Annotated in this window: 14 protein-coding genes; 5 read left to right on the top strand and 9 right to left on the bottom strand. The window is 69.2% G+C overall.

Translation table 11 applies throughout. From position 1 onward, the window contains the following. Positions 1-47 precede the first annotated feature (47 nt). The 4 genes from PUW82_RS04215 to PUW82_RS04200 are packed head-to-tail and all read right to left on the bottom strand — an operon-like array spanning position 48 to position 4384. A complete protein-coding gene (locus PUW82_RS04215; RefSeq protein WP_274221077.1) occupies positions 48-1238 on the bottom strand; it encodes a bifunctional 2-methylcitrate synthase/citrate synthase in 1191 nt (396 codons plus the stop codon). A gap of 40 nt (positions 1239-1278) precedes the next feature. Then, the gene (gene prpB, locus PUW82_RS04210; protein ID WP_274221076.1) at positions 1279-2205 is read right to left on the bottom strand and encodes a methylisocitrate lyase; all 927 of its coding nucleotides are present in this window, start codon (positions 2203-2205) and stop codon (positions 1279-1281) included. Then, a complete protein-coding gene (locus tag PUW82_RS04205; protein WP_274221075.1) occupies positions 2205-3725 on the bottom strand; it encodes an MmgE/PrpD family protein in 1521 nt (506 codons plus the stop codon). The genes prpB and PUW82_RS04205 overlap by 1 nt, the downstream gene beginning before the upstream one ends. Then, positions 3722-4384 (bottom strand): GntR family transcriptional regulator, encoded by a 663-nt coding sequence (locus PUW82_RS04200; protein WP_274221074.1) that lies wholly within the window; start codon positions 4382-4384, stop codon positions 3722-3724. Before PUW82_RS04200 ends, PUW82_RS04205 begins: the two co-directional genes overlap by 4 nt. A 107-nt stretch (positions 4385-4491) precedes the next feature. On the opposite strand from PUW82_RS04200, the gene PUW82_RS04195 reads away from it, so the two are divergent. Next, positions 4492-5022 (top strand): ribonuclease H family protein, encoded by a 531-nt coding sequence (locus PUW82_RS04195; protein ID WP_274221073.1) that lies wholly within the window; start codon positions 4492-4494, stop codon positions 5020-5022. Between the two features lie 19 nt (positions 5023-5041). Here PUW82_RS04195 and PUW82_RS04190 read toward each other — a convergent pair whose 3' ends face one another. The 5 genes from PUW82_RS04190 to PUW82_RS04170 all read right to left on the bottom strand — a co-directional run bounded on the left by PUW82_RS04190 (position 5042) and on the right by PUW82_RS04170 (position 9405). After that, positions 5042-5992 carry a hypothetical protein gene (locus PUW82_RS04190; protein WP_274221072.1) on the bottom strand — a complete coding sequence of 317 codons (951 nt, stop codon included), beginning with the start codon at positions 5990-5992 and terminating at the stop codon, positions 5042-5044. A 6-nt stretch (positions 5993-5998) separates the two neighbouring features. Next, on the bottom strand, positions 5999-6481 hold the full coding sequence (locus PUW82_RS04185; RefSeq protein ID WP_274221071.1) for an NUDIX hydrolase: 483 nt from the start codon (positions 6479-6481) through the stop codon (positions 5999-6001). Positions 6482-6483: 2 nt separating this feature from the next. Beyond that, a complete protein-coding gene (locus tag PUW82_RS04180; RefSeq protein ID WP_274221070.1) occupies positions 6484-7497 on the bottom strand; it encodes an aldo/keto reductase family protein in 1014 nt (337 codons plus the stop codon). A gap of 69 nt (positions 7498-7566) precedes the next feature. Next, on the bottom strand, positions 7567-8877 hold the full coding sequence (gene rlmN / locus PUW82_RS04175) for a dual-specificity RNA methyltransferase RlmN (RefSeq protein ID WP_274221069.1): 1311 nt from the start codon (positions 8875-8877) through the stop codon (positions 7567-7569). Positions 8878-8979: 102 nt separating this feature from the next. Next, positions 8980-9405, bottom strand: a complete 426-nt coding sequence (locus tag PUW82_RS04170) for a MerR family transcriptional regulator (RefSeq protein WP_274221068.1) — start codon at positions 9403-9405, stop codon at positions 8980-8982. Positions 9406-9499: 94 nt separating this feature from the next. Here PUW82_RS04170 and PUW82_RS04165 point away from each other — a divergent pair, with 94 nt between their 5' ends. The 4 genes from PUW82_RS04165 (at position 9500) to PUW82_RS04150 (ending at position 13690) form a co-directional block, all read left to right on the top strand. Continuing rightward, positions 9500-9952 (top strand): flavin reductase family protein, encoded by a 453-nt coding sequence (locus PUW82_RS04165; RefSeq protein WP_274221067.1) that lies wholly within the window; start codon positions 9500-9502, stop codon positions 9950-9952. Between the two features lie 22 nt (positions 9953-9974). After that, positions 9975-11312 carry an NtaA/DmoA family FMN-dependent monooxygenase gene (locus PUW82_RS04160; protein WP_274221066.1) on the top strand — a complete coding sequence of 446 codons (1338 nt, stop codon included), beginning with the start codon at positions 9975-9977 and terminating at the stop codon, positions 11310-11312. A gap of 4 nt (positions 11313-11316) precedes the next feature. Next, positions 11317-12639, top strand: coding sequence for an NtaA/DmoA family FMN-dependent monooxygenase (locus tag PUW82_RS04155; protein WP_274221065.1), 1323 nt, complete (start codon positions 11317-11319; stop codon positions 12637-12639). A gap of 124 nt (positions 12640-12763) precedes the next feature. After that, entirely contained in the window at positions 12764-13690 is a 927-nt protein-coding gene (locus tag PUW82_RS04150) for a PRD domain-containing protein (RefSeq protein WP_274221064.1), read from the top strand. Positions 13691-13831 lie beyond the last annotated feature (141 nt).

The raw sequence follows: 13831 nt of genomic DNA, 5'->3' as shown, positions 1-13831 counted from the left end.
CCGCGTTTCGGCGCGTTCCGGTGTCGGTACGCCCGCGCTCGGCCGGCTCAGCCCGCGGCTTCCTCCGGGCGCTCGGCCGTCGCGGCCTCCGCCGCTTCGGGAACGTAGCCCGGAACGTGTCGCTCGTCCGGACCGTCGTAAGCCGACAGCGGGCGGATGAGCGCGTTCGCGGCGTACTGCTCCATGATGTGCGCGGTCCAGCCAACCACCCGCGCCGCGACGAACAGCGGCGTGAAGGTGACGGTGTCGAAGCCCATGAGGTTGTACGCGGGGCCCGACGGATAGTCGAGGTTCGGATAGATGCCCTTGCGCTGCGTGAACTCGCGCTCGAGCGTGTCGTACAGGTCACCGACATCCGGCCGGTCGTAGTGCGCCACCAGCGTGTCGAGGGCGGCCTTCATCGTCGGCACGCGCGAGTCGCCGCGCTTGTAGACGCGGTGCCCGAACCCCATGATCTTGCGCTTGTCGGCCAGTGCCCGGTCAAGCCAGGGGACGACGTTCGCGACGTCGCCGATTTCGTCGAAGACGTGCATGACCGCCTCGTTGGCGCCGCCGTGCAGCGGACCCTTCAGGGCTCCGATCGCCCCTACGACCGCCGAGTACAGGTCGCTGAGGGTCGAGGCGATCACGCGGCTCGTGAAGGTCGAGGCGTTGAACGAGTGCTCGGCGTAAAGGATGAGCGACCGGTTGAACGCGTCCGCCACGACGGGATGCGGCTCGTCGCCGAACGTCATCCACAGGAAGTTCGCCGCGTCGTCGAGGTCGTCGCGCGGTTCGACCGGCTCGAGCCCCCGCCGGCGCCGCTGCCCGTACGCCACGATCGCCGGCAGCACGGCCGACAGGCGCAGGCTGCGGTCGAGGTTCTGCTCCGGCGTCCCGACGGCGTCGAGCACGGATGCCGCACCGGCGGTGTCGAGCGCACCGAGCACGCTCACCGCCGTGCGGACCTCGTCCATCGGGTGCGCGTCGAGCGGCAGCCGATCGATCGCCTCGCGCAGCTCCGCCGGCAGGGCACGGTGCGGACGGGCACGTTCGCGCTGCGCCGCCAGCTGCGACGGTGTGGGCAGGTCGCCGTGCCACAGCAGGTGCGCGACCGCGTCGAACGGCTGCGTCGCCGCGAGCTGCTGCACGGGATAGCCCCGGTACAGCAGCGAGTTCGTCTCGGGGTTCACCTTCGAGATCGCGGTGACGTCGGCGACGACCCCCACGAGCCCCTTTCGGACGTCGTGCTCGGTCATGTTCTGTTCCCTCTCCGTCGAGTAGCCAGAATCAGCGGGTCTAGCCCCGGTCGATCGACTCATTCTGGCGAGTCGACAGCGTGAAGTCGAAGACCGACGAGTCGAACCGGGCGTAGCCCTCGTAGTCCACCAGGTCGTAGAGGTCGGCGCGATGCTGCATCTCGTCGACCTTGCCAGCCAGGCTGCCGGCGGCGGTCAGCTCGTCGAGCGCGCGACCCGCCGCGCCCATCGCGATCCGCAGCAGCGACACCGGCCAGATGACGATGCGTACCCCGGCGTCGCGCAGCTGGTCGACCGTGAACAGCTCCGACTTCCCGAACTCGGTCATGTTCGCGAGGATCGGCACGTCGACGGCCGCCGCCATCGCCTCGAACTCGGCGAGGTCGCGCATCGCCTCGGGGAAGATCGCGTCCGCACCGGCATCGACCAGGGCGCGGGCTCGGTCGACCGCGGCATCCATCCCGTCGATCGCCCGGATGTCGGTGCGCGCCATGATCAGGAAGTTCGCGTCGCGCCGCGCATCGACGGCCGCTCGGATGCGGCCGACCGCGGTGCTCTCGTCGACGACGCTCTTGCCATCGAGGTGGCCGCACCGCTTGGGGTTGACCTGGTCCTCGATGTGGCAGCCGGCGAGCCCGGCGTCTTCGAGGGTCTGGATCGTGCGGGCGACGTTCATCGGCTCGCCGAACCCGGTGTCGGCGTCGATGATCGCCGGCAGCTCGGTCATCCGCGCGATCTGCTGCCCGCGCCCGGCGACCTCGCTCAGGGTCGTCAGGCCCACGTCGGGCAGGCCGAGGTCGGCGGCGATGACGGCGCCCGAGACGTACACCCCGTCGAAGCCGTGCTGCTCGATCAGGCGGGCCGAGAGCGGGTTGAACGCCCCGGGGAATCGCAGGGTCTCGCCCGCGGCGAGGCGCTCGCGCAAGACGCGCCGTTTGTCGGCGGGGGTGGTCTGCGAATACAGCATCAGAACAGCCCTCGCGGGTTCGGGGCGGCGGCGATCACGCCGTCGCGCGCCACGATGTTCAGCTCGCGCACCTCGTCTGCGGTGAGTTCGGGCAGCCGCTGCGCGAGGTCGAGGAACCGTTCGATCTCGGCCGGGTCGAGCACGGGCTCGGCGAGGATCCGGAACTTGCGGATGTAGTCCTCGCGCGCGAACGGACGAGCACCGAGCGGGTGAGCGTCGGCGACGGCGATCTCGTCGACGATCGTCGAACCATCGGTCAGGCGGATCTCGACGCGTCCGCCGAACGCCTTCTCGGCCGGGTCCTCCGAGTGGTAGCGCCGCGTCCATTCGGCATCCTCGGCCGTCGTGATTCTCTGCCACAGCGCCACGGTGTCGGGGCGGGCCGCACGCTCGGGCGTGTACGAGTCGACGTGGTGCCAGCCGCCGTCCTGCAGCGCGACCGCGAAGATGTACGGGATCGAGTGGTCGAGCGTCTCGCGCGATGCGGTCGGGTCGTACTTCTGCGGGTCGTTCGCACCCGAGCCGATGACGTAGTGCGTGTGGTGGCTTGTGTGCAGCACGACGCTCTCGACGTTCGCGGGGTCGAGCAGCTCGGGATGCGCGCCGTGCAGCTTGCGCGCGAGGTCGATCCACGCCTGCGCCTGGTACTCCGCCGAGTGCTCCTTCGTGTACGAGTCGAGGATGCCGCGCTTGGGCTCGCCCCGCGCCGGCAGGGGTACCGCGTAGGCGGCATCCGGTCCGTCGAGCAGCCACGCGATGACGCCGTCCTCGCCCTCGTAGATCGGGTTCGGGCTCGTCTCGCCGCGCAGGGCCCGGTCGACGGCTTCGACGGCGAGCTTTCCCGCGAAGGCGGGGGCGTGCGCCTTCCAGGTCGAGATCTCGCCCTTGCGCGACTGGCGGGTCGCGGTCGTCGTGTGCAGCGCCTGCCCGACCGCCTGGTAGATCGTGGCCGCGTCGAGGCCGAGCAGCGTGCCGATGCCGGCGGCGGCCGACGGCCCGAGGTGGGCGACGTGGTCGATCTTGTGCTTGTGCAGGCAGATCGCGCGCACGAGGTCGATCTGGATCTCGTACCCGGTCGCGAGGCCCCGCACGAGCGCCGCGCCGTCGATCCCGACGTGCTGGGCGACCGCGAGGATCGGGGGGATGTTGTCGCCGGGATGCGAGTAGTCCGCGGCGAGGAAGGTGTCGTGGTAGTCCAGCTCGCGCACCGCGACGCCGTTCGCCCACGCGGCCCACTCGGGGCTCGTGAGGTCGGTCACGCCGAAGACGCTCGCCCCGGCGCCGCCGCGCGAGACCGGGTGGTCGAGCGCCTGAGCGCGAGCCGAGCTGACGGGCGCCCGCGTGAGGGATGCCGCGGCGACGGCGGCGTTGTCGATGATGCGGTTGACGATCATGTCGACAACGTCGGGCTCGACCGCGACGGGGTCGACGGCGACCTCCGCGATCTTCCACGCGAGCTGATCCTCGCGCGCGAGCTCTTCGTCGCTGCGGTGGACCCGGACGTGATGGCTGACGGTCATGCGGATGCCTCCAGGGAGTCGAGGATGCTGGTCAGGGCGTTGTGCAGGTGGACGTGGGTGGCGTGTGCGGCGAGGTCGGCGTCGCGGGCGGCGATCGCGCTCGCGATGAGTCGGTGCTCGTCGATCGATGCCGCGAGCCGCGCCGGGTTGTCGCGGGCGAGGCGGCGTACTCGCACGAGATGGGCGCGCACCTTCGTCAGCGCCGACGTCAGATATGCGTTGCCGGCCGCGCCGTCGAGCGCCGCGTCGAAGCGAGCGATGAGCGCGTAGTACGCGTCGGAGTCCCCCGCCGCGGGTGCGTCGTCTCGTGCGGTGCGCTCGAACGCCGCGGCGAGCTCGGCGAACAGCGCGGCGTCACCCCGGGATGCCGCGAGCCGTGCGGCGGTCTCCTCGAGCGCACGCCGCACCTCGAACAGCGACCGGATGTCGTCGCGATCGATGTCGGCGACCACGGTCACGCGAGGAGACGCCTGTCGTACGAGGCCGTCGGCCGCGAGTCGTCGCAGAGCTTCGCGCAGCGGCGTGCGGCTCACGCCCAGTCGGGTCGCCTGCTCGACCTCGGCGAGCACAGCCCCCGGAGCGAGGTCGCCGTTCTGGATCTCGGTCAGCAGAGCGGCGTACGCGCGCTCTCCCGCCCGTGCTCCACCCTCGGCCACCATGCAGCGATTGTATACACAGAGCCGCGCGAACGGGTCGGACACAAGCGAATCCGATCTCAACGTATACAGAAACCGCAAGCCGCGAGGCCCCGGGTACCCTTGCCCGAGTGAGTTCCGACCGATACACCGTGGCCACCGACGGCGCTTGCAAGGGCAATCCCGGACCGACCGGCTGGGCCTGGGTCGGCGAGGACGGCCACTGGGCCGCCGGAGCGATCCCGCAGGGCACGAACAACATCGGCGAGCTTCTCGGGCTGCTCAAGGCGATCGAGGATCACCCCGACGTCCGCGAGCTCGTCGTGCAGGCCGACTCCAAGTACGCCATCGACACGTATGCATCGTGGATGGACGGCCATCGCCGTCGCGGCTGGAAGACCTCCACCGGCGCACCGACGAAGAACCGCGACATCCTCGAACAGCTCATCGCCGCCCGCGACGCCCGCCGGGCCCGCGGCCTGCCCGACGTCATCCTCGAGCACGTCCGCGGACACCGTGGTCACGTGCTCAACGAGTGGGCCGACGAACGAGCCGTCCGTGGCGCCGAGCACGCCGCGAAGGGCACGGCGAGCGCATGGTCGTCGTTGGGCGGGCTGCACGACAAGCTCGACGTCTCGGAGGCGCCGAGAAAGAAGCGCTGACGCGGGACGGCGGGACCGGTCAGCCGTCCCGGTTGTCGGCATGCCGCGGATCGTCGGTGGTGCACGCCGACCGCGCGAGCGTCGCCGGCATCCAGGTGAGCGGATCGGCGAAATCCGCGATGATCAACCCTCCCGCGGGGTGCCCGTCTGCGTGTCGCGCGAGCCTCCTCCGCGACCGTTCGGGTACGCGATCGTCGGCCAGCACCCGTTCGAAGACGGCGGCGCGGGCGCGTTCGACGAATCGTGCTCGCTCCGGCGGCAGCGCGGCGGAGGTCTCCCGGCGGAGTTGCTCCACGTGGCCCGGGAGGTCGTGGATGATCGCCCGGTAAGCGGCGGTCAGACTGTCATCCACCTCACGGGCCTGCTGCGGCCTGGCACGCCGGATGATCATGCCGGCGACCATCGAGGTGACGACGATGATCGGTGCACCAGACAGCACGGCCATCGCGAAGGCGGGTGCACCGCTACCGACGATCGCGACGGCGATGGCGGTGCCGCCCAGGGCGAAAGCCTGCGGCCGCCACAGCGCGCGATCCAGCGGCCGTCCTCGCGCACCGACGGCCGCCACCAGCACCGCCATTGCCGTCGCCGCGGAGAACACGGCGGTGAGCACCGCGTCCTTCGTCTGCAGGGCGACGGCGAAGGTGATGCCGCCCGCGAGGGCGGAGAGCACGAGCACCCATCCGATCCAGCCGATGCTCGACGTTCGACCGCCGAAGCGAGCCCGAGCCGACGAGCGGGCGCGCGCATTCGCTGATTCACCCAGCCGGCGGGCAGCATGCCAGATGCGTACGCCGTCTTCGCTCATCCCGCACGCGTCGAAGATGACCATCTCCGCCTGCCGCGGCGTGAAGTCGGTGGCGGCGGAGGCCCGGATGATCCGATCCGTGGCGACGGGGACGACTCGCGCCAGATGCTCGTCGGAGAACGGCTCCCACCGGTCGGCGGGAAGGATGCGATGCTGCGTCACCCTCGACTACCTGCCGCTCGCTCGCACGAGTTCGTCGAGCCGATCGAGGGCCGGTCGCTGTCCCTTCACGAGCAGCTCGCGTGCGCGCCCCACCTCGACCCACTCGACGCGGTCGACCTCCGGGAAGGATGCGATGCGCCCGGAGCGCGGCGGCCACTCCATCTCGAACTCGCCGAACACCGCATCCGAGACGTCGAACTCCGCGCCATCGACGACGAACACGGTGATGCGCTTGCCCGACGCGTACGAGAAGGTGCCGAGCTCGGCGTACTCGCCGTCGGGCGGCTCGAGGCCGAGCTCTTCACGGAACTCGCGCCGCGCGGCATCCAGCGCCGCCTCGCCGTCGGGGTCGTACTCACCCTTGACGATCGACCAGGCTCCCTCGTCCTTCGTGGACCAGTAGGGTCCGCCCATGTGTGCGACGAGCGCCGACACCGTGCCGTCCGCAGCGATGCGGTAGGGCAGGATGCCGGCGCTCGTCACCGCCACGATCAGGCCGGGCGGGTCTTCGGCGAGACCGTGTCGGTCTCGGCCGGGTCGGTCACCGCGACGCCGCCGAGGGCGTCGTTGATCGCGTCGTACGCCGACTGCTCGAGCTTCACACCCGAGGCCTTCACGGTGTCCTCCAGCTGCTCGGGACGCGAAGCGCCGACGAGCGCCGCCGCGATGTTCTCGTTGTGCAGCACCCACGCGAGCGAGAGCTGCGCGACGGTGAGGCCCGCCTCGTCGGCGATGGGCCCCAGCTTCTGGACGGCGGTGAGCACGTCGTCGTTCAGGAAGCGCTTGATGAAGTTCGCGCCGCTCTTCTCGTCGGTGGCGCGCGAGCCCTCGGGCACGGGCTGTCCGGGCTGATACTTGCCCGTCAGCACGCCCTGAGCGAGCGGCGACCACACGATCTGCGAGATGCCGAGCTCCTGCGAGGCGGGGATGACCTTGCCCTCGATGACGCGCCAGAGAGCCGAGTACTGCGGCTGGTTCGACACGAGCTGGAAGCCGAGCTTCGTGGCGAGCGCGTGGCCCTCGCGAAGCTGCTCGGCCGTCCACTCGCTGACACCGATGTAGAGCGCCTTGCCCTGACGGACGATGTCGGCGAAGGCCTGCATCGTCTCTTCCAGCGGCGTCTCGTAGTCGTAGCGGTGCGCCTGGTACAGGTCGACGTAGTCGACGCCGAGACGGCGGAGCGACCCGTTGATGCTGTCGAAGATGTGCTTGCGCGAGAGACCCTGGTCGTTCGGCCCCTTGCGGCCGGTCGGCCAGTACACCTTGGTGAAGATCTCGAGCGTCTCGCGGGGCTGACCCTTCAGCGCCTCACCGAGCACGACCTCCGCCGCCGTGTTGGCGTAGGCGTCCGCGGTGTCGAACGAGGTGATGCCGAGGTCCAGCGCCTTGTGGACGGTCGCGATGGCGGCGTCGTTCTCCACCTGCGACGCATGCGTCACCCAGTTGCCGTACGTGATCTCCGAGACTTTGAATCCACTGTTGCCGAGGTAGCGATACTCAACCATGGCAGAACGCTACCCCGCGCCGACGGGACCGCGGCGGGGGTTGCGCTCGATGACGAAGCGGTGCGTCCGTCAGTCGACGGGCACTCCGTCGACGGGCACTCCGTCGACGGGCACGGTGTCGGCGGCGCGCTGGTCGTCCTCGGTGGCGACGAGCTGACCGCACGCCCCGTCGATCTCCTTGCCGCGCGTGTCGCGCAGGGTCGTCGGGATGCCGGCTTCGTTGAGCCGTCGCACGAACTCGTCCTGCACCTCGGGGTCGGACGAGGTCCAGATCGAACCCGGCGTCGGGTTCAGCGGGATCGGGTTGACATGCACCCAGCCGCGACCGCGGGCGTTGAGCTTCTCGGCCAGCAGGTCCGCGCGCCAGGCGTGGTCGTTCATGTCCTTGATGAGCGCGTACTCGATGGAGACGCGGCGGCCGGTCTGGTCGAAGTAGGCCTTCGCGGCGTCGAGCGCCTCGTCGACCTTCCACCGCGAGTTGACGGGGATGAGCTCGTCGCGCAGCTGGTCGTCGGGCGCGTGCAGTGAGAGGGCGAAGGTGACGGGGATGTCCTCCTTCGTGAGCTTCTGGATCGCCGGCACGAGGCCCACGGTCGAGACGGTGATGCCGCGCGCGCTCATGCCGATGCCGTGCTGCTTGTCGACCATGACGCGCACCGCCTGCATGACCCGCGCGTAGTTCGCCAGCGGCTCGCCCATGCCCATGAACACGATGTTCGTGACGCGCTCGCCCTCGTGGCCGACCTTGCGCGGGTCGCCGAGTCCGCCGTCGGCGATGAGCCGGTTCGCCCGGACCACCTGCTCGATGATCTCGGCCGCCGACATGTTGCGGGTCAGGCCCGCCTGACCGGTGGCGCAGAACGGGCAGTTCATGCCGCAGCCGGCCTGGCTCGACACGCACAGGGTGATGCGTCCGGTGTACCGCATGAGCACCGACTCGACCAGCGCGCCGTCATGCAGCTTCCACAAGAACTTGATGGTGTCGCCGCGGTCGGTCTCGAGGCGTCGCACCTCGGTCAGCAGCGGCGGCAGCATCCCCGCCACGAGCTCGTCGCGGCCCGCCGCGGGCAGGTCGGTCATCTCGGCGGCATCCGAGGTGTAGTGGGTGAAGTAATGCTTCTCGAGCTGCTTGGCGCGGAAGCCCGGCATCCCGAGCTCCTTCACCTTCTCGACGCGCTGCTCGGGCGTGAGGTCGGCGAGGTGCACGGGCGGCTTGCCGCGCTTGGGGCTCGCGAACTGCAGCAGCGGGCGACCGGTCTCGTCCTTCTGCTGCGACCACCCCTCGGTCGCCGGACGCACCTGACGGCCGGCCTCGGAACGGCCGGGTCCCGTGCGACGCACGGCGGTGTTGGTCGGGCGCGCGGGAATGGACTCAGTCATGGGTTTCAGGGTACCGGCCCCACCTGCGCGCTCGCCGGGTTCGCTCGGGCAACAGCGAGCCGGGCCGCCTCGTCCGCGTTGGCAGCGCTGTTCGCTTCCGCGCTAAGCGGCCGTTGCGGCTGGCGCCGAGTCAGCCTGATGCGTCGGCCCTCCGTGGGACGTCGGATCGTAGCTGTGGTCCATGGCGGCGATGTATCGGGTAAGGGCGTCGCGATTCTGCTCGAGTGCGGCGATGCGCTCGTTCATCGCATCGCGCTGATCTACCAGCATCGCCCGCAGTTCGGGGTCGGCGTCGCGCACGACGATCTGCGGCGACTGGTTCAGGCACGGGAGGATGTCGCCGATGATGCGGGTGGGAACACCGGATTCCACGAGGCCTCTGATCTTCTTGACCCGGTCGACGAGGTAGTCGTCATAATCGCGATACCCGTTCGGCAACCGGCGGGGCGCGATGAGGCCCTGTTCCTCGTAGTAGCGGAGCATCCGTGTCGCCACGCCGGTCTTCGCAGCGAGTTCGCCGATCTTCATCCCGCGAGCTTAACTTGACATTGACACGGTGTGAAGGTTTCACAATGGTGTCGTGCCCCGTCTCGCTCCCCCATCACCTCCTGTAACGCAGGCGATGCGCCACGTCCTGGCCGGCTTCCCTACCGGCATCGCCCTCGTCGCAGCCGAGGTCGATGGGCGGATCGTCGGCCTATCGGCCAACTCGTTCACGTCGGTCTCGCTCGATCCGCCTCTGGTGTCGGTCTCATTCGCGCATACATCGACCAGCTGGCCGGTACTACGTCGAGCTCCCCGCTGGGGTGTGAGCATCCTGGGCGAGGAGCAGGCGCAGGTGCTGGACGAACTGCGACGCCCCGCCGACCAGCGATTCGCGAACCTCGGGATGACCGTCGCGTCGGGTGCCGCGTTCGTGACCGGCGCGTTGGCCCGCCTCACCGTCGAGCTCGACGCCGAGGTCGACGCCGGCGACCACACCCTGACGCTGCTACGGGTTCTCGAGCTCGATCGCGACACCCGGCAGCATCCCCTCGTCTACTTCGGGAGCGGTGTCCACCGCCTCGCCCGCTGACCCGTCCGGAAGGACTCTCTCGATGACTGGCAACAAAATGATCCTCGGTCTGGCGCTCCACGACGGCTCCGGCTCGCTGCGCAACGCCTGGCGCGCACCCCACGTCGACGCCGCCGCCTACGCCGACATCGACGCCAACGTGCACTCCGCTCAAGCGGCCGAGCGTGGCGGCTTCGCCTTCCTCTTCATCCCCGACTTCCCGGCGGCGCGGGCTGACATCGGCCAGCAGGGCGTGCGCAACATCATCGACCCGATGATCGCCCTCACCGCGATCGCGAGGGCCACCTCGCGGATCGGTTTCGTGGCGACCGGATCGACCTCGTTCCAGGAACCGTTCAACCTCGCGCGGCAGTTCAAGGCGCTCGATGTCGTCAGCCACGGCCGCGCCGGATGGAACGCCGTCACCACGAGCGACCCCGCCGTCGCTGCCAACTACGGCAGGCCCGTGGCCGAGCGATCGGAGCGCTACCAGCGCGCACACGAATCGCTCCAGATCGTGCAGGCCCTGTGGGGCAGCTGGGAGGAGGATGCCTGGGTCAAAGACCAGGCAACGGGCCGTTACCTCGACAGCTCCAAACTCCAGCCGATCAACATGCAGGGCACGTACGTCGCCTCCCGTGGACCACTCGCGATCCCCCCGTCGGAGCAGGGTCAGCCGGTCATCTTCTCGTCCGGCGGTCCGAGTCCCCACCTGCTCTCGCTCGCGGGACGGTATGCGAGCGGATTCATCGCCGAGGTGTGGACCATCGAAGAAGCACGCGCCCAGCGTCAGATGGTCAGGAACGCGGCGAGGGACGCCGGACGCGACCCCGACGACATCAAGTTCTTCGCCGGCCTCATCGCCACCGTCGCGCCGAGCGTTCGCGAGGGACTCGATCGGCGCCTCGAGATCATCGGAGCGGACATCGGCATGCAGATCCCGCACCTGGCGAGCATGCTCGGTGTGAAGATCGACCGCAGCCGCCTCGACGATCCGATCTCCGCCGAGCAGCTGGCCGCAGCGCGGCCCTCACACGACCCGCGCTCGGGCATCGCCCTCGACGTCGCGCGTCAGGGATGGTCGGTGCGCGACATCCTCGCCCACGGTGTCATCGACTTTCACCCGACCGTCGTGGGCCCGCCCGAACTCCACGCCGATCATCTGCAGACGTGGTTCGAGGCGGGCGCCGCAGACGGATTCTGGCTGTCGCCGGACATCTTCGCGGACGGCGTCGACGCCTTCGTCGACCAGGTGGTTCCACTGCTGCGGCAGCGGGGCGTCTACCCCGACGACTACATCGGGTCGACCCTGCGCGAGAACCTCGGGGTCCCCGCGCAATACGGGCTCGACCCACGCGTCTTCGGTGAAGGAGGGGAGTGAACTCGTGACGGAGAAGCAGATGATCCTCGGCGTAGCGTTGACGAACAATTTCGGCACGCACCCCGCCACCTGGCGGATGCCCCACGTCGATCCCCAGGCATACACCGACATCGAGCTCACGGCGACCTACGCGCAGGCGGCGGAGCGGGGCACGCTGCAATTCATGTTCATCGCCGACCGGCTGTTCCTGCGAGACGATCTCGCCACCGCCAATCCGATCTTCAACCTCGACCCGATCATCACCCTGTCGGCCGTGTCTCGGGCGACACAGCGCCTCGGCCTGGTCGCGACCGTGTCGACGTCCTTCACCGAGCCGTATCTGCTGGCCCGTCAGCTCAAAGCCCTCGATGTGTATAGCCACGGCCGGGTGGGCTGGAACGCGGTACCGAGTTACGAACCTGAAGCCTTCGCCAACTTCGGACAACAAGCCCCAGCGCGCGAGAACAAGTACGAGCGGCTGCACGAAACGATGCAGATCGTTCAGAGGCTATGGGGCAGTTGGGGCCTCGAGGCGGGGCAGCCCGATCCGAACGGCATGTTCGCCGACCCGGCGCACGTGCAGCCCGTCGACCTGTACGGCTCGCGGGTGGGATCGCGCGGACCGCTACCCGTGCCGCCGTCCGACCAGGGGCAGCCGGTCATCGTGATGCCCCTGAGCAGCGGACTCGGTCTTCAGGCTGCTGGCATGTACGCGGACGTGGTGATCGGAATGCCGTCGAGCATCGAAGAAGGTCGCTCGCAGCGCGAGATGGTGCGACGGGCAGTCACACAGGCAGGGCGCAACCCCGAGGAGGTCAGGTTCATTGCTTTTGCAGGCTTCACGGTCGGCGCATCCGAGCGTGAAGCACTCGACATGCGCCTCGCGCTCGATGCCCACCTGGCGATCGATGGGCCCCTGGCGCGCCTGAGTGCGTACCTCGGTCTGCAGATCGGACTGAGCCAGCCCGATGAGCCGCTCACCCCGGCGCAGCTCGCCGCCGTGCGCGCCCACCCGCGCGACGCACGGTCGGCCCGAGCCGTCGAACTCGCACACGCGGGGTGGTCGCCGCGCGACATCCTCGCGCACGCGATCTTCGACCCCTCGCCCACGGTGGTCGGAACCGCCGAGCAGGTCGCCGACCACCTGCAGGCGTGGTTCGAAGGAGGCGCGGCGGATGGCTTCATGCTGAACTTCGACGACTTCAGCACTCAGATCGACGCCTTCGTCGATGAGGCGGTGCCGCTGTTGCGCGAAAGGGGAATCTTCCACGACGCGTACGAGGGGCGAACCTTGCGCGAGCACGCCGGGTTGCCACTGCAGTACGGATCCGTTCTGCCCGCACCGTAGGGGAACAGGCAGTCCCTCAGCCCCGAGGCTGCACGCGTGGTCCGCTGCGTCTGCGCGGCGACAGCGCGCGAGCACCGCGCGGTCTCTGGGCAACGCCCTCGGCGGCGACTCTTAGAATGCAGCCATGGCTCTCGACGACGTCGCCCCGCCCGCGCGCGGAACCGTCGTGCACAAGGTGTTGAACAACAACGTCGTCATCACCATCGACGAGCACGGTCGGGAACGCGTGCTCATGGGCCGGGGCCTGGGCTTCCAGCTGAAGCCGTCCGACAGCCTCGACCCCGACAAGGTCGAGAAGACGTTCATCCTGGATGCCGGTGACCAGGGCGACCGCGAACGGCAGCTGCTCACCGACGTGCCGTACCCGATCATCGAGGCCGTCACCCGCGCGGTCGACGAGGCCGAGCGCCGCCTCGGCCACCACCTCGACCGGTTCTTCACGATGGCCGTCATCGACCACATCCAGTTCGTGCTGGAACGCCTCGACAACGGCATCCGCATCCCGGTGACGAACATGCCCGAGCTGCGGGTGCTGCACCCGCACGAATTCTCGGCGGCGCAGCGCATGGCCGCCGCGATCTCGGAGTCGCTCGGACGCGAGCTGCCGACCGAAGAGGCCGTGTTCCTCACCATGCACCTGCTCAACGCGACCCGCGACGAGCCCAACGGCACCGCCGCGCTGCTGTTCCGCAGACTGCAGCACGTCGTCCTCACGGTCGAGAACGGACTCGGCGTGAAGCTCGACGTCGACAGCCCCGACTACGCCCGCTTCATCCTGCACATCCAGTTCCTGCTGCAGCGACTGGTGTCCAAGAGCATGCTGCGCAGCGCCGACACCTCGTTCTTCGAGTTCGCCAAGCACAGCTACCCGCGCTCGTACGCCATCGCCGAAGAGGTCAAGGCCTACGTCCGTGCCGCGACGGAGTCCGAGCTGACGGACGAAGAGCTGCTGTACGTCATCGTGCACGTCGAGCGACTCGCCTCGCAGGTGGGCGCGAACAGCGGTGGCACCCACGGCGGTGGCGAGAACGAACCACCCGTGGTACCGTGACTCGCGCAGGGCGTCGCTGCCCTGCAGAAGTCTCCGGATTGTTACCGCGGCAGCGGGCAAAACCTGAACTCACATCGCCGAATCGGCGGTGAACGAGTTCAGGTTTTTTTGTTGCCCGGAAACAGGGATGCGGGGGCTCCT

It is taken from the genome of Microbacterium thalli (assembly GCF_028737325.1).
Lineage (GTDB): Bacteria > Actinomycetota > Actinomycetes > Actinomycetales > Microbacteriaceae > Microbacterium > Microbacterium thalli.
The sequence above is the reverse complement of the archived record's forward strand: the minus strand, read 5'-3'. Positions and strand labels throughout refer to the sequence as shown.